Annotated in this window: 19 protein-coding genes; 9 read left to right on the top strand and 10 right to left on the bottom strand. The window is 65.6% G+C overall.

The genetic code is table 11. The annotated features are described in order from the left end of the window. Positions 1-54 precede the first annotated feature (54 nt). Complete coding sequence (locus GVL12_RS20485) at positions 55-894, bottom strand: SirB1 family protein (protein WP_159917415.1); 840 nt, start codon at positions 892-894, stop codon at positions 55-57. A 110-nt stretch (positions 895-1,004) separates the two neighbouring features. Further along, the gene (gene murJ, locus GVL12_RS20480) at positions 1,005-2,570 is read right to left on the bottom strand and encodes a murein biosynthesis integral membrane protein MurJ (protein WP_159917414.1); all 1,566 of its coding nucleotides are present in this window, start codon (positions 2,568-2,570) and stop codon (positions 1,005-1,007) included. A 115-nt stretch (positions 2,571-2,685) separates the two neighbouring features. On the opposite strand from murJ, the gene rpsT reads away from it, so the two are divergent. Then, entirely contained in the window at positions 2,686-2,985 is a 300-nt protein-coding gene (rpsT, locus tag GVL12_RS20475; RefSeq protein ID WP_159917413.1) for a 30S ribosomal protein S20, read from the top strand. A gap of 479 nt (positions 2,986-3,464) precedes the next feature. Here rpsT and GVL12_RS20470 read toward each other — a convergent pair whose 3' ends face one another. Continuing rightward, complete coding sequence (locus GVL12_RS20470; protein WP_159917412.1) at positions 3,465-3,800, bottom strand: DUF3579 domain-containing protein; 336 nt, start codon at positions 3,798-3,800, stop codon at positions 3,465-3,467. A 240-nt stretch (positions 3,801-4,040) separates the two neighbouring features. Here GVL12_RS20470 and GVL12_RS20465 point away from each other — a divergent pair, with 240 nt between their 5' ends. From GVL12_RS20465 to kynU, 5 genes are all read left to right on the top strand, one after another. Then, positions 4,041-5,237: an aspartate aminotransferase family protein gene (locus GVL12_RS20465; protein WP_159917411.1), complete on the top strand. Its 1,197-nt coding sequence runs from the start codon at positions 4,041-4,043 to the stop codon at positions 5,235-5,237. Between the two features lie 20 nt (positions 5,238-5,257). After that, a complete protein-coding gene (argF, locus tag GVL12_RS20460) occupies positions 5,258-6,181 on the top strand; it encodes an ornithine carbamoyltransferase (RefSeq protein ID WP_159917410.1) in 924 nt (307 codons plus the stop codon). Positions 6,182-6,313: 132 nt separating this feature from the next. After that, positions 6,314-7,678, top strand: a complete 1,365-nt coding sequence (locus tag GVL12_RS20455; protein WP_159917409.1) for an amino acid permease — start codon at positions 6,314-6,316, stop codon at positions 7,676-7,678. 40 nt (positions 7,679-7,718) lie between these two features. Further along, entirely contained in the window at positions 7,719-8,351 is a 633-nt protein-coding gene (gene kynB / locus GVL12_RS20450) for an arylformamidase (protein WP_159917408.1), read from the top strand. Positions 8,352-8,526: 175 nt separating this feature from the next. After that, positions 8,527-9,849, top strand: a complete 1,323-nt coding sequence (kynU, locus tag GVL12_RS20445; protein WP_159917407.1) for a kynureninase — start codon at positions 8,527-8,529, stop codon at positions 9,847-9,849. On the opposite strand, the gene GVL12_RS20440 is transcribed toward kynU, so the two are convergent. From GVL12_RS20440 to GVL12_RS20430, 3 genes are all read right to left on the bottom strand, one after another. Further along, positions 9,846-11,453, bottom strand: coding sequence for a hypothetical protein (locus tag GVL12_RS20440; RefSeq protein ID WP_159917406.1), 1,608 nt, complete (start codon positions 11,451-11,453; stop codon positions 9,846-9,848). The genes kynU and GVL12_RS20440 overlap by 4 nt on opposite strands. A gap of 22 nt (positions 11,454-11,475) precedes the next feature. Next, a complete protein-coding gene (locus tag GVL12_RS20435; protein ID WP_159917405.1) occupies positions 11,476-11,925 on the bottom strand; it encodes a type III secretion system chaperone in 450 nt (149 codons plus the stop codon). Between the two features lie 92 nt (positions 11,926-12,017). Beyond that, positions 12,018-12,941, bottom strand: coding sequence for a DNA-3-methyladenine glycosylase (locus tag GVL12_RS20430; protein ID WP_159917404.1), 924 nt, complete (start codon positions 12,939-12,941; stop codon positions 12,018-12,020). 99 nt (positions 12,942-13,040) lie between these two features. Here GVL12_RS20430 and kynA point away from each other — a divergent pair, with 99 nt between their 5' ends. Together kynA and GVL12_RS20420 are read left to right on the top strand one after the other, a co-directional pair. Further along, positions 13,041-13,898, top strand: coding sequence for a tryptophan 2,3-dioxygenase (kynA, locus tag GVL12_RS20425; RefSeq protein WP_159917403.1), 858 nt, complete (start codon positions 13,041-13,043; stop codon positions 13,896-13,898). An 88-nt stretch (positions 13,899-13,986) separates the two neighbouring features. Further along, on the top strand, positions 13,987-15,270 hold the full coding sequence (locus GVL12_RS20420) for an MFS transporter (protein ID WP_200843952.1): 1,284 nt from the start codon (positions 13,987-13,989) through the stop codon (positions 15,268-15,270). Positions 15,271-15,547: 277 nt separating this feature from the next. Here the strand turns inward: GVL12_RS20420 and GVL12_RS20415 are convergent, their stop codons facing one another. The 3 genes from GVL12_RS20415 to GVL12_RS20405 all read right to left on the bottom strand — a co-directional run bounded on the left by GVL12_RS20415 (position 15,548) and on the right by GVL12_RS20405 (position 18,824). Continuing rightward, a complete protein-coding gene (locus GVL12_RS20415; protein WP_159917402.1) occupies positions 15,548-16,756 on the bottom strand; it encodes an FAD-dependent monooxygenase in 1,209 nt (402 codons plus the stop codon). Positions 16,757-17,108: 352 nt separating this feature from the next. Then, a complete protein-coding gene (locus GVL12_RS20410; protein ID WP_159917401.1) occupies positions 17,109-17,399 on the bottom strand; it encodes an H-NS family nucleoid-associated regulatory protein in 291 nt (96 codons plus the stop codon). A gap of 126 nt (positions 17,400-17,525) precedes the next feature. Continuing rightward, positions 17,526-18,824, bottom strand: a complete 1,299-nt coding sequence (locus GVL12_RS20405; RefSeq protein ID WP_159917400.1) for a hemolysin family protein — start codon at positions 18,822-18,824, stop codon at positions 17,526-17,528. 24 nt (positions 18,825-18,848) lie between these two features. On the opposite strand from GVL12_RS20405, the gene GVL12_RS20400 reads away from it, so the two are divergent. Further along, positions 18,849-19,694, top strand: coding sequence for a symmetrical bis(5'-nucleosyl)-tetraphosphatase (locus tag GVL12_RS20400; RefSeq protein WP_159917399.1), 846 nt, complete (start codon positions 18,849-18,851; stop codon positions 19,692-19,694). A gap of 179 nt (positions 19,695-19,873) precedes the next feature. Here GVL12_RS20400 and GVL12_RS20395 read toward each other — a convergent pair. Continuing rightward, positions 19,874-20,049 (bottom strand): aldehyde dehydrogenase family protein (locus GVL12_RS20395; RefSeq protein WP_159917398.1); only part of this gene is annotated, 176 nt, incomplete at its 5' end.

The following is a 20,049-nucleotide window of genomic DNA, read 5'->3' as shown; positions in this document are numbered from 1 at the left end:
TCTCTGCCCCCCAAGGGGGCCGTCACCGGCTTGGGGCGGCCCGGCGCCGGTGAATCAGCCTTTGAGTACAGCCAGTCGGCTGGCAATGAGGCCCGCATCGGGCCGGTCGCCCGCATGCAATAGATAGGTTTCCCAGTCCGCAACCGCTTCGCGCGTGCGGCCCTGTTCGGCGAGCACCGCGCCCCGGTCGCGGTATTCGGCCCAGTCGTCGGGCAGCAGCACGATCAGGCGATCGAGCGTCGCCGTGAGCAGCGCCCACTGGCTTTGAGCGAAGTAGATTTCCTTGAGGTTGCGCAGCAGCCGCTCGAGAATGTCGCGCGCGGTCGCCGCCTGCAGGTGCAAGCCCAGCGGAATGGTGTCTTCGCGCCGCCCGCGGCCCAGCCCGAAAGGCTCGAGACGCTGGGCCAGCTCCTGCGCGGAAAACGACGTGCCCGTGAGCGGGTCCATGACCACCTGCCCTTCGGGCAGCCCCACCTTGAGCAGGAAATGGCCGGGAAACGCGATGCCCGCGGCCTGCAGCCCTGCGGCCTGGGCAAGTTCGAGCCAGACCAGCGCCAGGCTCACGGGAATACCGCGGCGCGTCGCCAGCACCACCGGGATATAGCTGTTCTCGGGCGCGTAGTAATTGTTGACGTTGCCGCCAAAACCCATTTCGCCAAAGAAGAAGTGGTTGAGCACCTTGAGCCGTTGCAGCGGCGTGTGCACGCCCACCAGATGGCGTGCAAGGCGCACCTGCATCTGGTCGATATCCGCAAGCACGGCCTGGATATCGAGCTCAGGAAATTCATCCTGTGCAATGCAGATGGCCGCTTCCATCAGCGGCAAATGCTCGTCGCTTTGCACCAGGGTGGCAAAGTATTGCAGCGAAGAAGGCGCATCAAAACGCAGTGACATGCTGTCCTTGTACGACCAGGCGCCATCGAGCGCAAGAGGGAAGGCCGCCGACACTTTATCTGCCAACGGCCGCGGCCTGCCTAGCTTATAGCCAAAAAATGATACATGGCCTATCTGTGCAGCAACTGCCGCAACTTCAGCCCGGCAGCCCACAGGGCACCAAAATACAGGACGGCCGCCGCCGAGATGATCAACGCCAGCCAGCCCATGCGCTGCAGCCCGTGCGCCTTGAGCGCAATCCAGTCCAGCGCCTGCCCGCTCCAGGCGAGCAACACGGCCATCAGCACGCTGGCAGCGAGCACCTGCAGCACCAGCTTGCCCCAGCCAGGCCGGGGGACATAGGTGCCGCGGCGCAGCAGGACCACGAGCAGCCAGACCGCATTGACCAGCGCCGCCAGACCAATCGACAGCGCGAGCCCGGTGTGCGCCAGCCAGGGCACGAACGCCAGATTCAGCAACTGGGTGATGACCAGTACCACCACCGCGATCTTCACCGGCGTGCGGATGTCCTGGCTCGCGTAGTACGCGGGGGCCAGCACCTTGATCGCCACCAGCCCCACCAGGCCGGCGCCATAGCCGGCCAGTGCCAGCGCAATCTGGCCGACATCGCGGTCGGTCAGCGCGCCGCGGTGGAACAGCGTGGCCACGAGCGGCTCGGCAAACACCAGCAAGGCCACGGCACACGGCACGGCAAGCACCACCACCAGCCGCAGCCCCCAGTCGAGCATCGCCGAATAGCGCTCGGCATCGGCCGCGGCCTTGGCTGCGGCCAGCTGCGGGGTCAACACCACACCCAGCGCCACGCCCAGCAAGGCCGTGGGGAATTCCATCAGCCGGTCGGCGTAAAACAGCCAGGACACACTGCCCGGCGCGAGATAGGACGCGATCTGCGTGTTGATCATCAGCGAGATCTGCGCCACCCCGACGCCGAGCAGGGCCGGCGCCATCAGCGACAGGATGCGGCGCACGCCCGCGTCCTGCCAGGCCGCGTGCACAGTGCTCCAGCGCAGGCCTATGCGCGGCAGCAGGCCCAGCCGGCGCAGCGCAGGCAACTGCACCGCAAGCTGCAGCACGCCGCCGAGCATCACGCCGGCGGCCATCGCATAGATGGGCTCGATGCCGTGCGCGGCAAAGCGCGGCGCGCCGATCAGCGCCGCGGCGATCATGCTCACGTTGAGCAGCACCGGCGTGGCCGCGGGCACGACGAAACGCTTCCAAGTGTTGAGCACGCCGGCCGACAGCGCGACCAGCGACATGAAGCCGATGTAGGGGAACATCCAGCGCGTCATCAGCACGGCGGCGTCATAGCTCGCATCGTTGCGCTGCAGCCCGCTGGCCAGCAGCCAGACCAGCAGCGGCGCGCCAAGCACGCCCAGCACGCAGGTCAGCGCCAGCGCCCAGGTCAGCACCGTCGCCACATTGGCAATCAATAGACGCGTGGCCTCGTCGCCCTCCTTGGCCTTGGTCCCGGCCAGCACCGGCACAAAAGCCTGGCTGAAAGCCCCTTCGGCGAACAGGCGCCGAAACAGGTTGGGAATGCGAAAGGCGACGTTGAAGGCGTCGGTCAGCGCGTTGGCGCCGAACATGGAGGCCATGAGCAGGTCGCGCAGCAGCCCGGTGACCCGGGAAGCGAGCGTGAGCAGCGAGACGGTGGAGGCGGCTTTGAAAAGTGACACCCGCGCAGTGTATGCGCTGCGCGGGCCTTGGGCCTGCGCATTCACCCAAGGCTGCAACAGGTGATACAATCGCCGGCTTCGCTGACATCATCCTCAGACACAAGGAATTTGAATCATGGCATCTGCTAAACCCAAGAAAAAGAACCCCCGCCTGGCATCCGGCCGCAAGCGCGCCCGCCAGAACGTCGTCCTGAACGCCGCGAACACCTCGCTGCGCTCGAAGTACCGTACCGCTGTCAAGAACGTCGAAAAGGCTGTTCTGGCCGGCGACAAGACCAAGGCATCGGAACTGTTTGCCAAGGCACAATCCGTGCTGGATACCATTGCCGACAAGGGTATCTTCCACAAGAACAAGGCTGCTCGCGATAAGAGCCGTCTGTCCGCCAAGGTCAAGGCCCTGGCACTGGCCGCCTAAACCACATTTAGGCAATCGCACGGATGGCGCAAGCCATCTGCCGTTTGTAACGGGTGCGCTGTCAACGAACGCAAAAACCGCCTTAGGGCGGTTTTTGCGTTGTGGAAATGGCCCCCACGCTCCCCCACTGCGTGTGGGTCGCGGCCCCCCAAGGGGGCCCTCGCCACCTTGGGGCGGCCCGGCGGCGGCTCGAAATGGCCCCCACGCTCCCCCACTGCGTGTGAGTCGCGGCCCCCCAAGGGGGCCCTCGCCGCCTTGGGGCGGCCCGGCGGCGGCTCGCCTGGCCCACCGCAGACGCCCTGCTCAACCGTACGGCGCCCCCTGCGTAGCTCACACCACAAACGGCTTGTACCCGTTTGCCCTGAGCCTGCCTCGGCGGCCCCGTCTAAGGGCGCTTCAGCGCCCGATACTCGCCTGGCAAGGCACGCACAAAAAAGCCGGCATGAAGCCGGCCTGGTCGAGATGCCAAAGGAGCGCGACTAGGCGCGGCCGGCGCAGGCCTTGGGCGGCGCTTCCGGCAGCAGGCAGGCTTCGGCGATCTGCAGGTTGTTGTCCTTGGCGAAGTTGATCACGAAATCCCAGGCCATGGGCTCGTGCTCACGCAGGTCGGCGTGCAGCACCACGCACTTCGTGCCGTTGAGCGTCGTGGGAATGCACCAGGGCGAATAGCTCAGATGGCTGCCGGGCTGCGCCCCCCCTGGGCGGAACTGGCTCATGACGCCGGCCAGGCGTTCTGCCCAGTCGCTGGGCCGAAAGGTTTTTCCATCCCGGGTCATGCCCTGGATGAACAGTTCTTGTGAGTTGGGGGAAACCATCGATATCGTTGTGCAAAGTGATGTGACCACAGCAGGATCGCCGCCGGAAGGTCAATGGAAGATTCTAACTCTTATACAAGAGTTAAGCTAAGCATCCGAGCGGTCCATGGGCCCATTGCACGGCTGTAATGCGTATTCCTCAATTTTCATCCTGCCCGGCCCATCTAAAATTGTAGTTCGCTCAACCCGGGCAAGGACGCAATGTCCATGCCACCCCCGCATTCTTGGGAGATTTTTGCAATGACCGCTTTCATTGAGGCTGCCTCGCCCCACGTGATGAACACCTATGGCCGCGTCCCGATCGCTCTGGAACGAGGCCAAGGCTGCCGCGTCTGGGACGTGAATGGCAAGGAGTACCTCGATGCGCTCGGCGGTATTGCCGTGAACACGCTGGGCCACAACCACCCGCGCCTGGTGCCCGCGCTGCAGCAGCAGCTCACGCGGCTGATCCACACCTCGAACTACTACCATGTGCCCGGCCAGGAAACGCTGGCCCGGTTGCTGGTCGAGCGCTCGGCAATGACCAACGTGTTCTTCTGCAACACCGGCCTCGAAGCCAACGAAGCCGCGATCAAGATCGCGCGCAAGTTCGGCGTCGACCAGGGCATTGCCCGGCCCGAAATCGTGGTCTACGACAATGCGTTCCACGGCCGCTCGATCGCCACCATGACCGCCACCGGCAATCCCAAGGTGCGCGACGGCTTCGGGCCGCTGCTCGAGGGCTTCATCCGCGTCGCGCCCAACGACTACCAAGGCCTGCTGGCCGCGACCGAAGGCAATGCCAACATCACGGCCGTGATGATGGAGCCCATCCAGGGCGAAGGCGGCCTGCACCCGATGCGCGCCGAATACCTGCAGCAGGTGCGTGCGCTGTGCGACGCGCGCGGCTGGCTGCTGATCCTCGACGAAGTCCAGGCCGGCATGGGCCGCACGGGCAAGTGGTTCGCCCACCAGTGGGCCGGCATCGTGCCCGACGTGATGACGCTGGCCAAGGGCCTGGGCTCGGGCGTGCCCATCGGTGCTGTCGTGGCGCATGGCAAGGCCGCCGAGGTGCTGAAGCCGGGCAACCACGGCTCGACGTTCGGCGGCAACCCGCTGGCCATGTGCGCGGGCATAGAAACCATACGCATCATGGAAGATGACGGCCTGCTCGCGCATGCCACCAGCGTGGGCGACCACCTGCGCGCCGCGCTGCGCACCCAGCTGGGCGCGCTCGAAGGCGTGGTCGACATCCGCGGCCAGGGCCTGATGATAGGCATCGAGCTGTCCAGGCCCTGCGGCCAGCTGATCGGCCAGGCGGCCGAAGCCGGCCTGCTGCTGAGCGTCACCGCCGACACCGTGATCCGTCTTGTGCCGCCGCTGATCCTGACCGAGGCCGAAGCCGATGAAATCGTGGCCAAACTGCTGCCGCTGGTGCAAGCTGTGCTGGCTGCCTAAACTGCAAGGAATGAAGACGTATGAAGCATTACCTCCAATTCAGTGACTTCACCGCCGAGGAATACGCTTATCTGTTCGAACGCGCCGCGCTGATCAAGAAGAAGTTCAAGAACTACGAAAAGCACCATACGCTGGGCGACCGCACGCTGGCCATGATCTTCGAGAAGGCCAGCACGCGCACGCGCGTGAGCTTCGAAGCCGGCATGTACCAGCTCGGCGGCTCGGTGGTGCACCTGACTTCGGGCGACAGCCAGCTCGGGCGCTCCGAGCCCATCGAGGACAGCGCGCGCGTGATCAGCCGCATGACCGATCTGGTGATGATCCGCACCTTCGGCCAGGAGCGCATCGCGCGCTTTGCCGAATTCTCGCGCGTGCCCGTCATCAACGGCCTGACCAACGAGTTCCACCCCTGCCAGATCCTGGCCGACATCTTCACCTTCATCGAGCACCGCGGCTCCATCCAGGGCAAGACCGTGGCCTGGGTCGGCGACGGCAACAACATGGCCAACACCTGGCTGCAGGCCGCCGACCTGCTGGGCTTCAAGGTGCATGTGAGCACGCCCGGCGGCTATGAAGTCGACGAGCAGCTGGCCTTCAACGGCAAGGCCGCCAACCCCGGCAGCTATGCGATCTTCAAGGACCCGCTCGAAGCCTGCGCCGGCGCCGACCTGGTCACGACCGACGTCTGGACCAGCATGGGCTACGAAGCCGAGAACGAGGCCCGCAAGAAGGCCTTCGCCGACTGGTGCGTGGACGCCGAGATGATGGCCGCGGCGCGCTCCGACGCGCTGTTCATGCACTGCCTGCCGGTGCACCGCGGCGAGGAAGTCGAAGCCGAAGTCATAGACGGCCCGCAGTCCGTGGTCTGGGAAGAAGCCGAAAACCGCATGCATGTGCAGAAGGCGCTGATGGAATATTTGCTCATCGGCAAGCAAACGGGCTAAGCTGCCGCTCATCCCTGACGGCCTCGGGACGCACGGATCACTCCGTTCGCCCCGAGCCTCTTACCCGCTCACCCTGAGCCTGTCGAAGGGTCGAAGGGCGCGCGCAGTCGCGCGCAGAAAGATTCTCCGGCCATGGCCACCTTCGAAGAAATACAGCAGCGCGAGACCGGCCTGCAGCAGCACCTGAGCGGCGCGCAGATCGTGATGATCGCCATCGGCGGCGCGATCGGCACGGGCCTGTTCATGGGCAGCGCGTTCGCGATCGGCTTTGCCGGCCCGAGCGTGCTGCTCAGCTATGCAATAGGCGCGCTGATCTCGCTGCTGCTCATGGGCTGCCTGGCCGAAATGACCGTCGCCCACCCGACCTCGGGCTCGTTTGGCGCCTATGCCGAACACTACATCGCGCCCTGGGCCGGCTTTCTCGTGCGCTACGCCTATTGGGCCGCCGTGGTGCTGGCCGTGGGCATGGAAGTCACGGCCGTGGGACTGTACATGGGCTACTGGTTTCCCGATTCGCCGCGCTGGCTCTGGGTGGCGGTCTTCTCCGCCGCGCTGGTCGCGGTCAATGCCTCCAGCGTCAAGGCCTTCGGCCAGGTCGAATACGTTTTTTCCATGGTCAAGATCGTCGCCATCGTGGCCTTCATCCTGATCGGCGCCTATGTGGTGTTCGGCGCGCAGCGCCCGGACATAGGCTTTCACCACTACACGCAGCAGGGTGGCTTCTTTCCCAACGGCCTGTGGGGCTGCTGGGTCGCCGTGATCGTCGCGATCTTCAGCTATCTGAGCCTCGAAGCAATCGCGGTCGCCGCGGGCGAGGCCCGGGACCCGCAAAAAGCCATCACCAGCGCGTTTCGCACCACGGTGCTGCGGCTGGTGCTGTTCTATCTGCTGACGCTGGCGCTGATGCTGGCCATCGTGCCCTGGCACGCGGCCGGCACCGACAGGAGCCCCTTCGTGCAGGTGATGGAAATCATCGGCATTCCCGGCGCCGCGCATGTGCTCAATTTCGTGGTGCTGGTCGCGGCGCTGTCGGCGATGAACAGCCAGCTGTATGTGACCTCGCGCATGATGTTCAGTCTCTCGCGCGGCGGCTATGCGCCTGCGGCGCTGGGCCGGCTCAACCGCCGCGGCGTGCCCACGCGCGCGATCGCGGTCTCCTGCGCAGGCATTGCCGTGGCCATGGTGCTCAACGTCTGGCAGCCCGAGAAGTCGCTGGTCTGGATGATGTCCATCGCCATGTTCGGCGCGATGTTCACCTGGTTCATGGTGTTCGTCACCCACCTGTTCTTCCGCGCGCGCTGGAAGGCCGAAGGCAACCGGCCGCTGGCGTTTCGCATGTGGGGTTTTCCGGTGCTCACGCTGCTGGGCGCCGTGCTGATGCTCGGCGTGCTGGTCACGACCTACTTCACCGAGGAATTCCACCTGACGCTGCTGACCGGCGTGCCTTTCCTGGCCGTGCTGCTGCTGGTCTACGCGCTGTGGTTCCGGCGCCGCTGAGCGCCCTGGCGGCCTGCGCGCGGTTTACAGTGGAGTGACCATGCCACAGCAACTCTGGGATATCTCCCCTGCAATCCACAGCGCCAGCCCGGTGTTCCCGGGCGACACGCCCTACAGCCAGCAATGGTGCGCGACGATCTCGCCCGACTGCCCGGTCAATGTCAGCGCGATCACGCTGTCGCCGCATGTCGGCGCGCATGCCGATGCGCCGCTGCATTACGCGCCCGATGGCGCGGCCATCGGCGATGTGGATCTCGAGACTTTTCTCGGCCCGTGCCGCGTGATCCACGCGATTGCACGCGGGCCGCTGCTGCTGTGGCAGCACCTCGCGCATGCGATCACGCCCGATTTGCCGGAGCGCGTGCTGGTGCGCACCTACGCGCAGGCGCCCACGGGCTGGGATGCGGATCTCGCGGCGTATGCGCCCGAGACCGTAGAGCGCCTGGCTGATCTGGGCGTGCGGCTGATAGGCATCGATACCGCGAGCATAGACCCGGCGAGCAGCAAGACGCTGGACAGCCACCAGGTGATACGTCGGCGCGGCCTGCGCGTGCTCGAGAACCTGGTGCTCGACGCCGTGCCCGAAGGCGACTACGAACTGATCGCGCTGCCGCTCAAGCTCACGCAGGCCGATGCCTCGCCGGTGCGCGCGATACTTCGAACCACCCCCTGAGCGGCTTACGCCCTGGGCGGGCCCCCGCTTCCCCCTCTCATCCTTCGGTGGAGGGGGGCGCCCGGCGAGGGACGGCACCCTCGCTGCGGGGCGGCCCTTGCTCGGTGCCCCTGCGCGGGGACACGCCAGGTCCACGAACTGTGGGTAAAGCGATTGATTAACTGACGGAGACACCATGACAATCACCTTGCAAGACTGCCGCGAACGCGACGCCCAGGACCCGCTGCGCGCGCTGCGCGACCTGTTCACCCTGCCCGCGGGCCAGATCTACCTCGACGGCAATTCGCTGGGCGTGGCGCCCAAAGCCGCAGCGGCGCGCGTGGCGCAGGTGGTCCAGCAGGAATGGGCGCAGGACCTGATCACCTCCTGGAACAAGGCCGGCTGGGTCGACCTGCCGCTGCGCCTGGGCAACCAGTTCGCCCCCTGGCTGGGCGCGCGCGCCGATGAACTGGTGTTCACCGACACCACGTCGATCAACCTGTTCAAGGTGCTCACGGCCGCGGCGCGCATCGCGGCCGAAGACGGCCCGGCGCGCAAGAAGCTGCTGACCGAGCGCAGTAACTTCCCCACCGACCTCTATATCGCCGAATCGATCTGCGCCCAGCACGGGCTGGAGCTGGTGCTGCTCGAGCCCGGGGAAATCCTGGGGGCGCTGGGCGACGATGCGGCCATCTTGCTGCTGACCCATGTGAACTACCGCACGGGCGCGATGCACGACATGGCGCAGATCACGGCCGCGGCCCATGCGCGGCGCATCCTGTGCGTCTGGGACCTGTGCCACAGCGCGGGTGCCGTGCCCATCAACCTGCACGCGGCCGATGCCGACTTCGCCGTCGGCTGCGGCTACAAATACCTCAACGGCGGCCCGGGCGCGCCGGCCTTTGTCTGGGCCCATCCGCGCGTCGTCAACCGCTGCGCCCAGCCGCTCGCGGGCTGGTTCGGCCATGCGGCGCCGTTCCAGTTCACGCCCCACTACACGCCCGCCGAAGGCATTCGCCGCTACCTGTGCGGCACCCAGCCCATCATCAGCCTGTCGGCGCTGCAATGCGGGCTCGACGTGTTCAGCGCCAGCGAAGCGCTGGGCGGCATGGAGGCGCTGCGCGCCAAGTCGCTGGCGCTGACCGATCTGTTCATCGCCCTCGTCGAAACGCGCTGCGCGGGCCACGGACTGGAACTCGCTACGCCGCGCGCGCATGACAAGCGCGGCTCGCAGGTCTGCCTCGCACGCGCCGAAGGCCTGGGCGCGGACCAGGGAGTCAGCGGCCAGGGCAGCGGCGCCTACGCCATCGTCCAGGCGCTGATCGCGCGCGGCGTGATCGGCGACTTCCGCCAGGGCGACGGCGGCCTGGGCGTGCACAAGGACATACTGCGCTTTGGCTTCACGCCGCTGTATGTCGGTTTCGAGGACGTCTGGAACGCGGTCGAGCAACTGCGCCAGGTGCTGGAAACGGGCGAGTGGCGCGAGGGGCGTTTTCACCAGCGCCAGGCAGTGACCTAAGCTCCGCCGTCCTTTTTGGCCGCAGAGATGAGTTCGGCATCGAACTCGTCATCGATGGTCCCCGTATCAAGCTCCTCATGGATGTCGGCTTCTATGAGCTCGGCGTCAAACTCGTCATCGACTGCCCCGAACAGCCCTGCGCCTGGTGCCAGCGCCGCACCGCGCCCGGGCTGCGTGGAACTTTCTTGTGCCGGTTCGCGAAGGACACGCCGCGGGTTCAGGTCCACATGGGTTTCGCCCCCTCGGCGGGTGATTCCCAGGTGGCTGGATTGCGCGCCCAGTTGGTCCTTGGCCTGCTGGATTGTCTCCCTCAGCGCATGCACATCCGCCATCAACGCCGCCAGCTCCGGGGTCTGTTCGGGCTGTGCCTTGATGTTCGCCTCGAGCTGCCTCAAGGTCCGCTCCAGATGGGGCAACCCCTGGTTTTTCGACTGCGTCGCATGCCCACCCACCGTCGCACCCTCCTCCAGCCGGCCCAGCGCTGCGGCCATCTGGACCAGTGCCAGGAACGGTCGGTACACCGCGCTCTCCAGCAGCCCTTTGTAGACATGCTCCTTGCGCTCCACGCCGGGCGTCGTGACGAGGCTTGTCGAGATAAAGCTCGTTGCGTGACTCCACACACGCTGGAGGACCTCAAAGTAGCTGCCACCGCCTTGCCCCCGGTCGTCCACCTTCTGTCCGCTGAGCAGCGTGGGGACGCCGGCATACTCGAACTTGAAGAAGATCAATTTATTCTCGCCATCCTTGAGCCTGTCGAACAATATCGTGCCGTTTTCGCCTGGCAGGCGCCTGGCGTAGTCCTCTATCCCGCGCTGATCGGCATGGCCTAAATAACCGGGGGAGCCTTCCGAGAGTTCATTGAAATGCGTTGATATCCGGGAATAGGCCAGCGGACCGCTGCTCATGAAATGGTAGAGCGCGTTGTGCGGGTCCTTGAGCAGATAGGAGCCGCTGATTGTCAGGTCGGTGATCTCCTGCTCCCCGACCTTCCTCGTCGTGCCCATGGCCTGCTGGTTGACGTCCTGCTGGGCCGCGCAGGCGACCACATACCAGGCAATCGCCCGCATCGCCTCCAGATTGGGCGTCAACTCCATGCCGTCCACCTGCGGCCGCGTCGGCGTCGGCGTCGCGGTTTGCGCATCCTCGGCGACCGACGCCTCGATTGCGCGCACCACGCGCTCGCCCAGCGCCACATAGGCCACTATTTCCGGATGCGACAGACAAGTGCCCGCCGCCTGGGCGTGCGCCTGCAGCAGGGCTATCACCTGCGGATTCGTCGCCAGGCTCTGCGGCGCGGGGATGTACAGCGGTGACAGGTCGGCAAGAGGCTGCAACTGCGCGTTCATTTGCCCATTCAGTTCGCCCTCGGACTGCTGCAGCGCGTGCTGCACTTGCGGCGGCAGGCCGGTCGTGTCACCAGGCTCGGGGGCGGCGCTCGACTCCGGCACACTGATCCGCTGCCCCTGCAGCGCACCTGTGCCGGTGAACGCCATGCCCTTGCCCGTTTGTGCGGGAGGGACCGGGTTGTCGCCCTCTGTCGTGCATGGCCTTGGCAGCGGCAATGCCCCGCTGGAAGGAAGTGGTCTGCTGGAATCAAGCGACATGGTGCTGGTTTCCCGGGCGCCGTCAGGCCCGCATCCCCGCGTCCAGGACATGTGCCGAGACCTGCGCCGCCTCGCCCGGGTCTGCGATCACATACTGCATCCAGGCCTGGCCCAGCGCGGCAAAGCCGGCGATCCCGGCAGCCAGCATCGCGCCGTCCAGGTCGCGCGCAGCCCGGCGCTGGCTCCAGCTGATCGCATCCCCTGCAGGCGACAGGCCCAGCGTGCCACCGGCCGTTCCCATCCCCCGGTGGTTGGCCTGCATCAGCGTGCGCAGGACTTCGGCAAAGCGCTGGGCGCACGGCCGGCCCAACACGCTGCACAACAGTACTTCCGGCGCTTCCGGCGTACCCCCTTGCTGCAGGAAAACATCCAGCTCCCCGATGCGCAGCACCTGCTGCGCCAGCAAACTGCCGGCATCGATGCCGATGTGCTGCGCCAGCTGCGTCAGAAGCCCCGAATAGGCAAGAGTCATGCGGTGAGCTTTCAGGCCCGAAAAGGGGCCTTCGTACCGTAGGTAACATCCGGGCCGCCTATGGTTCCATCGACTGCGCTGGCGCCTGCCCGCTAATCCGTCCTGCGCCCCTGCATCGCCCACAGATGCGCTGCCACCAGCGCGCGCCAGGGCGCGAAAGGTGCGAGCCAGGCTTCGGCGCGCGGCTGGCCCACATCTGCCCCCAGCAGTTGCGCAATGCCGCGGCGAACGGCCACATCGCCGTGCAGCGAGCCATCGAGCCAGCCAAAGCCGCGCAGCAGCGTATAGCTGACCGTCCACGGCCCGATGCCCTTGATCGCCAGCAGGGCCTGGACTATCTGTGCGGCCGGCAGCTGCGGCGCGGCCGCCCAGGCGTCCAGCGGCAAGGCGCCGGACTGCACGGCTTCGGACACCGCGAGCAGGCTCTGCGCCTTGGCCTGCGACAGGCCCGCCGCGCGCAACTGTTCCAGGCCCAGCGCCAGCACCTGGTCGGCCTGGGGGTGGCAATACAGTCCGCCCGGATGGCGCAGATCGGCCGCGGCAATCAATCGCCGGCGCAGCGCCACGGCCGCCGCAACGCTGATCTGCTGGCCCATGATCGCCCAGGCCAGCGCCTCGAACGGCGTTCCCGCGACCGGCACGCGCAGGCCTGACTGCTGGCGCAGCACCGGACCGAGCTGCGGGTGGCCCGCGAACTGCGCCTCGAACGCTGCGACGTCCTGCGTCAGACCCAGCATGCGCTGCACCAGTGGCAGACCGTCGTTTGCCGCGTGCGCGGCCAAGGCCGGGTCATGCGCCGCCGTCAGCCACTGCACCTGCGCCAGGCCCGGCGCGAAATCGAGCTGCAGGCAGACCGGCTGCCCGCGCCACCACAGGCCTTTGCGCAGCGTCGTGGGCCCGACCTGCTCGGCCAGCGCCGCGCGGTCGCGCGCATGGAAAGCGAGGATGTCCTCGGCGCGGAAATTCGGCGGCAAGGGCAGTTGCCATGACGCTCGCGTCTCGGGGGATGGGGTCATGCGTAGCTTCCAGAAAAAGAATGCCGGGCGAGAAAGCCATGCAGCGCTGAGCCACGCCCACGGCCTATGATGTGATCGACTGTTTATTGTCCCGCTTCCATGACCGCCCACACCCCTCCCCCCGCACCCGAAGCCATCGTGCAGCAAGAGCGCGCACAGCTCGACTTCAGCCAGAGCATGAGCTATGGCGACTACCTGCAGCTCGACCAGATCCTCACGGCGCAAAAGCCGCTGTCGCCCGATCACAACGAGATGCTGTTCATCATCCAGCACCAGACCAGCGAACTGTGGATGAAGCTGATGCTGCATGAACTGCATGCGGCCATCGCCCATGTCTCCAGCGACGAACTGCCCAAGGCCTTCAAGATGCTCGCGCGCGTCTCGCGCATCATGGAGCAGCTGGTCCATGCCTGGGATGTGCTGGCGACGATGACGCCGCCCGAGTACAGCGCGATCCGTCCCTACCTCGCGCAGTCCAGCGGTTTCCAGAGCTACCAGTACCGCTGCATCGAGTTCTCGCTGGGCAACAAGAATGCCGCGATGCTCAAGCCCCATGCCCACCGGCCCGAGCTGCTGGCCCAGGTCGATGCGGCCTACCGCGCGCCCTCGCTCTACGACGAAGCCCTGCGCCTGCTCGCGCGCCGCGGCATCGCCGTGCCGCCCGGCCACCTCGCGCGCGACTGGACCCAGCCCTACAGCGCCGACGCCGGCGTCGAACAGGCCTGGCTCACGGTCTACCGCGATCCCGCCACCTACTGGGACCTGTACCAGCTCGGCGAGGAACTCACCGACCTCGAAGACACATTCCGGCTCTGGCGCTTTCGCCATGTGACCACGGTCGAACGCGTGATCGGCTTCAAGCGCGGTACGGGCGGCACCGGCGGCGTGAGCTATCTGCGCAAGATGCTGGACGTGGTGCTGTTTCCCGAAATCTGGACGCTGCGCACCTCGCTGTGAACGCCGCAACCCGGGTTTCACCTAGCGCCGCAGGCGACACGCCGCGGCGCCCGTACAGGCTAGGCTACGCCATGAGGAAAATTGCGCCGTGAACCCGCCCGAGACACAGACCCTGGCCCCATCCGCTGGCGCGCACGACGCTGCCGCCACATCCCAACTGTCTTCGCGCGCGGCCTGGGTCATGCTGCTGGCGCTGCTCAGCGGCTTTGCGCTGAGCCAGGCCTATCGCACGGTCACCGCCATCATCGCCGTCGCGCTGCAGACCGACTTCGGTCTGCCCGCCTCGTCCCTGGGGCTGTTCGCAGGCCTGTTCGCGCTGACGTTCGGCGCCGTGCAGCTGTTCATGGGCGTGGGCATAGACCTCTACGGTCTGCGCCGCACGGTGCTCGTGACCGCGCCGCTGAGCATTCTGGGCGCGGGCCTCTCGGCCTGGTCACCGAGCTACGCCTGGCTGCTCGCCGGCCAGGCGCTGATCGGACTGGGCTGCGCGCCGGCCTTCCTGGCCTGCACGGTGTTCATCGCACGCCACTTCGCGGCGTCGCGCTTCGCCGCCGTCTCGGGCATCAGCCTGGGGCTGGGCGGCATAGGCATGCTGTTCACGGGCTCGCCGCTGGCCTGGCTGGTCGAGCAATATGGCTGGCGCAGCGGGTTTGCGACGCTGGGGCTGCTGTCCGTGCTGTCGTGGCTGCTGATTGCCTGGCAGGTGCATGAGCCCGCGCAAGGTGCAAGCACAGTCCCGCGCCAGAGCTGGCTCGCGGCGACACGCGAATTCGGCGTTCTGCTGACCCAGCCCTATAGCTGGGGCATCCTGGCCATGGGCCTGGTCACCTACGCGTCCTTCCTGACACTGCGCGGCCTCTGGCTCGGGCCACTGCTGATGGAGCGCCAGGGCTGGTCCCTGGTCGCCAGCGGCCACCTGGCGCTGGTGGTGTCGCTGATCTCGCTGGTCAGCCCCGGGCTGTTCGGCCGCATGGACCCGGGCCCCCTGCGCCGGCGCCGCCTGCTGGTCACGACGACGACGATCATCGCCCTGCTGTACGCGGCGCTCGGGCTGCTGCACACCGGCTGGCTCAACGTGGCGCTGATCCTCGTGATCGTCCTCATCTCTGGCGGCACGGTGCTGCAATACGCCCATGTGCGCTCGTCCTACCCGCCCGAAGCCACGGGCCGGGCGATGGCGCTGCTGACCATGGCGATGTTCCTTGGCGCCGCGCTGATGCAATGGTTCACGGGGCTGATGGCCTCCTGGGCAACGCGCTACGGCTTCGATCCGTTCGCGGCGGTGATGCTGGGCATTGCCACCATGCTGTGCCTGGGCGCTGCGGCGTTTCAGACGCTGCCGGTGTCGCAGAGGCTGCACCAACAGGTCTAGCGGCGGGAGTGTTCGCCCCTTCGACGGGCTCAGGACTCAGGGGACGAAAAGTTAAAAATCCGTTCACCCTGAGCGAGGTAAGCGAGACGAAGTCTCGCCAGGCGTTATCAAGAAACAGGGTGAGGCATGACCTCAAAATCCTGTTCACCCTGAGCTTGTCGAAGGGTCGGTATTTTGAGCGTAGGCCATTCATTGCCGCTGTTTGCTCAAATAGAGTGCTCTCTAAGTCGTTGATTTGTTTGGAAAAAAGCTGTTTCTTGAGAGCGCAAGACAATATTTACAACGAACTCGCACTCGACCCATCGCCTCTATATAGCCAGGGTAAATCCATGATCCGCGCGCCCAGCAGTTTCAATGCGGTGTCGCGGCCCCAGCGCACCGGGCCGGTGGCATGGAAAATCCGCCCGTTGCGCTGGGCGCGCGCCTGCACGCGCGCATTGCGTTGCCAGCGGTTGAGCGCATAGCGGCGCAGGCGCAGGTCCATGTCGAGGTCGTGCATGGACAGCGCGCGCTGCAGTTCGGCCGCGTCCTCGATGGCCATGCCCGCGCCCTGCGCGAGATAGGGCCGCATCGGGTGGCTGGCGTCGCCCAGCAAGGCCACCAGGCCCTGGGCCATTTCGGCCGGTGAGCGCAGCGGCGGCCGGTCGGCCAGCGGCCACAGGCGCCACTCCACACCCATGCGCGGCACGCTGCGCACCAGGTCCTGCAGCGCGCTGCAGGTGCCGGCAAGCACCGCATCGAGGTCCTGGGCGTTGGCCGCATGGTCCCAGCGCTCCATGTCCTCGGGCGCGGGGCCCTGGGCAATGACCACCAGGTTCTGCAGTTCGCCGCGGCGTACCGGGTACTGGATCACATGCAGCCGGGGGCCTAGCCAGGCGGTCACGTCGGTGGTGCGCAAGCGCTGGGGCAGTTCGGCCTGGCGCACCATCGCCCGGTAGGCGAGATGGCCTGTGGCGCGCGGCGCGCCATCACCGAGCATCTGCATGCGCAAGCGGCTGTGCACGCCATCGGCACAGATCAACGCGTCGCCTTCGATCAGCTTGCTGGCTTCGGTGCGCACCGTCACCACGCCGTCGTCCTCGCGGTAATGCGCGATCGCCTGGGCCAGATTCAGGTGCACTTCGGCGTAGTCGCGCAGGCCGCAAAGCAGCAACTGGTGCAGATCAGCGCGGTGGATGGTCACATAGGCCGCGCCATAGCGCTCCACCGCCGCTTGCCCCAAGGGCATGCGCGCAAGCGCCTGGCCGGTCACCGCGCTGCGCACCTGCAAGGCCTCGGGCACGGCGACCACCGACTGCAATTCCTTTTGCAGGCCCCAGGCCTGCAACCTGCGCACCACATTCGGCCCAAGCTGTATGCCCGCGCCGACTTCGCTGAATTTCTGCGCGCGTTCAAACAGCCGCACATCGCAGCCCGCTCTCGCAGCCCCAATACCCGCAGCCAATCCTCCGATTCCGCCACCAGCAATCAACACCTGCTTTTTCATGCGCACATTGTGCCGCGTTCCGGGCTGCGTCGAAATCATCCGCATACTGCGTTTCTTCAGTACATCTGCAAGCCGGTTTCACTTCCGCTCTTGACAGTAATTCTCCGTGCCACTTCAGCACGATTCGCATCGCTGAATTTGTAACCGTTTCAGCGCCGAGCATGCCGTGCACGATTACAGTGCATTGCGAGTTCAAAAATATCGAACACGCCACTTGACAATGTTGGCCCCCTGACAAAATCCGGTGCCCTGGTTACATTTTCAGCGCATCCGTCCAACCGCCATATTGGGCTCAAGATTTGGATCAACAAAAAAGGCCTGCAGTGCAGGCCTTTTCTTAATGCAAGCGCAATTAGATCGCGAACTTCTCACGTTCTTCGTTCTGAATCCACTTTGGCGCCTTGCCACGGCCCGTCCAGGTCTGGCCGGTGTTGGGATCACGGTACTTGGGAGCAACCTTGGCACCAGTGCCCGTGCTGCGCGCTGCGCGTGCAGGAGGAAACACGTCCTCAGGCGTCATTTCATACTCGGCAACCAAGGAGCGCACGCGGGCGACAGCATCCGAAAGCTCGCGGCTGCGAGCCTCATGAATCTGCTGTTCCAAGGCTTCTTTTTGCTTGAGCAATTCTTTGTATGAATTCATGGTGTTCGTATCTTGGTGATAGGTGAAAAAAGTGATTGGATATTATAGAAAAATAAAAAACCACGCCAGCATAAAAACTATACGTAATTACCACAAGATTTACGCTGTTTTATTTTCAACCACTGCTCAATCGGTCTGCACAGGTTTCTCTGCAAGCACCTTATCAATCCGTTTGCCGTCAAGGTCGACGATTTCAAAGATCCATCCGGCACACGCAATCCGCTCGCCAACCGCAGGCAATCGCCCGGTTTCAGCCATCAAGAGCCCGGCAATGGTGTTATAGCGGCCCCGGTCTTCTTCGGGAAGATCGCGGATATCGAGTCTGGCCTTGAGTTCCGAGACCGGCATCAAGCCATCGAGCAGCCAGGATCCATCGTCCCGCGGCGTGGCCCAGGCATCGGTATGGGCTCCGGGTTTGAGTTCGCCGGTAATGGCTTCGAGCAAATCGCGCGGCGTCATGATGCCCTGCACCACTCCGTATTCATCGACGACGAATACCATGCGGCCCGAACGCGCACGCAACTGGTCGAGCAGTTCCATGCCGCTGAGCGTTTCGGGCAGGAATGCCGCAGGCAATGCATGCTCGCCCAATTTGCCTTCGGCGCCCGCGCCCAGCGCCAGCATGCGCGCCACGCTGATCACGCCCACGACGTCATCGAGCGATCCTCGGCAGACCGGATACCATGAGTGGCTGCCTTTTTCCTGGCCATCGGCCGACAACCGCAATCCCTCGAGCACCGACAGATCGGCATCGAGCCACTGCACGTCGGAGCGCGGCACCATGAGCGAAGTCAGCGAGCGGTCGTCAAGACGGAACACGTTCTGCACCATCTGGTGCTCGTGGAATTCGATCACGCCCGCATTGCGGCCTTCTTCGAGGCTGGCGACGATTTCCTCTTCCGTGACCTGGCGGCTGGCCGAGTCATTGACGCGCAGCAGCGTCAGCACCGCCTGGGTCGACGCCGACAGCAGGCGCACGAAAGGCTTGGCCGCGGACGCGACCCATGTCATGGGGCGCGCGATCAGCCGCGACACGGTTTCCGGGTACAACTGGCCTATGCGCTTGGGAACGAGTTCGCCAAAGACAATGGTGATGAAAGTAATGACCGCCACGACGATGGCCGTGGCCGAGACGCCCGAAGCGCTTTCGGGGACACCGATCTCTCGCAGCCAAAGGGCCAGACCGTCACTGAATGCGGCCTCGCCGATGATGCCGTTGAGCATGCCGATGGACGTAATGCCCACCTGCACAGAAGACAGGAACTGGGTCGGATTTTCGAGCAATATCAAGGCGGCCGCAGCCCCTTTGTCGCCGTCTTCGGCCATGCCCGCCAGGCGCGCCTTGCGGCTGGAGGCCAATGCCAATTCCGACATGGCAAACACACCATTGAGCAGGGTCAAGAGTGCAATCAGCAGAAAATCCATGAATCAATAAATAGAAAGAACACCATGTCAATGTACTGTATCGGCGATATCCAGGGATGCGACGAAGCCCTTGGCCGACTGCTCGATGTCATCGATTTCTCACCCAGCCGCGATACCCTGTATCTGCTCGGCGATCTGGTGAACCGCGGGCCGACATCACTCGAAGTGCTGCGCCGCTGCATCGCGCTGGGCGACGCGGTGCGCCCGCTGCTGGGCAACCATGACCTGCACCTGCTCACCGCCGCCCATGGCCTGCGGCCCGCGGGCAAGCGCGACACACTGCAGGCCATCCTGCAGGCGCCGGACCGCGCCGCGCTGCTCGACTGGCTGCGCCGCCAGCCCCTGGCCCGAGAGCACACCACGGCACGCGGCGAACGGCTGCTGATGGTGCATGCGGGCGTGCTGCCCACGTGGGATGCGGATACGACGCTGGCACTGGCCGCGCAAGTCGAGGCCGTGCTGCGCAGCGACGCGCTGCCCGCCTTCCTCGCCACCATGTACGGCAATACACCAGCCGCCTGGAGCGACGATCTCGCGGGCGCCGACCGCCTGCGCGTGATCGTCAACGCGCTGACCCGGCTGCGCTTTTGCACGCCCGAAGGGCGCATGGACTTCGACAGCAGCGAAAGCGCGGACACGCCGCCCGCAGGCCTGGTGCCCTGGTTCGACGCGCCCGCACGCCAGACCGCGGGCACGCTCGTGGCTTTCGGCCATTGGTCGACGCTGGGCCATCTGGACCGGCCCGACCTGATCGGCCTGGACACCGGCTGCGTCTGGGGCGGCTGCCTGAGCGCCGTGCGTTTTGGCGACACTCTCGCGCAGCGCGAGTTGCTCCAGGTGCACTGTCGCCAGGAACAACCGCTGAAATGAGCCGAAAAAAACCGGGCCAGGGCCCGGTGCAAAGAGAAGCTGGATGGCGCCAGCGCTGGTTGAGAGCGGCCAACACCGCCCAGCAAATCGAAGATTTGCGGTTGATGCCAGGCGCGGTGCCGCAGACAGTGCAATAGCACGGCAAGGCAACGACGCAGCAAGGGCGGTTTTGGCCGCTCTTACGCCAGCGTATAGGCGGTCTTCACGGTGGTGTAGAACTCCTGGGCATAACGGCCCTGCTCGCGCGGACCGTAGCTCGAACCCTTGCGCCCGCCAAACGGCACGTGGTAGTCCACGCCTGCCGTGGGCAGGTTCACCATCACCATGCCCGCCTGGCTGTGGCGCTTGAAGTGCG

Source organism: Pantoea sp. 18069, assembly GCF_902706035.1.
In the GTDB taxonomy this organism is placed as follows: domain Bacteria; phylum Pseudomonadota; class Gammaproteobacteria; order Burkholderiales; family Burkholderiaceae_C; genus Comamonas.
The sequence above is the reverse complement of the archived record's forward strand: the minus strand, read 5'-3'. Positions and strand labels throughout refer to the sequence as shown.

Excerpts from the sequence above, each read along its gene's own strand:
- GVL12_RS20485 (WP_159917415.1), bottom strand. The coding sequence starts at position 894 with ATGTCACTGCGTTTTGATGCGCCTTCTTCGCTGCAATACTTTGCCACC.
- rpsT (WP_159917413.1), top strand. The coding sequence starts at position 2,686 with ATGGCATCTGCTAAACCCAAGAAAAAGAACCCCCGCCTGGCATCCGGC.
- GVL12_RS20470 (WP_159917412.1), bottom strand. The coding sequence starts at position 3,800 with ATGGTTTCCCCCAACTCACAAGAACTGTTCATCCAGGGCATGACCCGG.
- GVL12_RS20465 (WP_159917411.1), top strand. The coding sequence starts at position 4,041 with ATGACCGCTTTCATTGAGGCTGCCTCGCCCCACGTGATGAACACCTAT.
- argF (WP_159917410.1), top strand. The coding sequence starts at position 5,258 with ATGAAGCATTACCTCCAATTCAGTGACTTCACCGCCGAGGAATACGCT.
- GVL12_RS20455 (WP_159917409.1), top strand. The coding sequence starts at position 6,314 with ATGGCCACCTTCGAAGAAATACAGCAGCGCGAGACCGGCCTGCAGCAG.
- kynB (WP_159917408.1), top strand. The coding sequence starts at position 7,719 with ATGCCACAGCAACTCTGGGATATCTCCCCTGCAATCCACAGCGCCAGC.
- kynU (WP_159917407.1), top strand. The coding sequence starts at position 8,527 with ATGACAATCACCTTGCAAGACTGCCGCGAACGCGACGCCCAGGACCCG.
- GVL12_RS20440 (WP_159917406.1), bottom strand. The coding sequence starts at position 11,453 with ATGTCGCTTGATTCCAGCAGACCACTTCCTTCCAGCGGGGCATTGCCG.
- GVL12_RS20435 (WP_159917405.1), bottom strand. The coding sequence starts at position 11,925 with ATGACTCTTGCCTATTCGGGGCTTCTGACGCAGCTGGCGCAGCACATC.
- GVL12_RS20430 (WP_159917404.1), bottom strand. The coding sequence starts at position 12,941 with ATGACCCCATCCCCCGAGACGCGAGCGTCATGGCAACTGCCCTTGCCG.
- kynA (WP_159917403.1), top strand. The coding sequence starts at position 13,041 with ATGACCGCCCACACCCCTCCCCCCGCACCCGAAGCCATCGTGCAGCAA.
- GVL12_RS20415 (WP_159917402.1), bottom strand. The coding sequence starts at position 16,756 with ATGAAAAAGCAGGTGTTGATTGCTGGTGGCGGAATCGGAGGATTGGCT.
- GVL12_RS20410 (WP_159917401.1), bottom strand. The coding sequence starts at position 17,399 with ATGAATTCATACAAAGAATTGCTCAAGCAAAAAGAAGCCTTGGAACAG.
- GVL12_RS20405 (WP_159917400.1), bottom strand. The coding sequence starts at position 18,824 with ATGGATTTTCTGCTGATTGCACTCTTGACCCTGCTCAATGGTGTGTTT.
- GVL12_RS20400 (WP_159917399.1), top strand. The coding sequence starts at position 18,849 with ATGTCAATGTACTGTATCGGCGATATCCAGGGATGCGACGAAGCCCTT.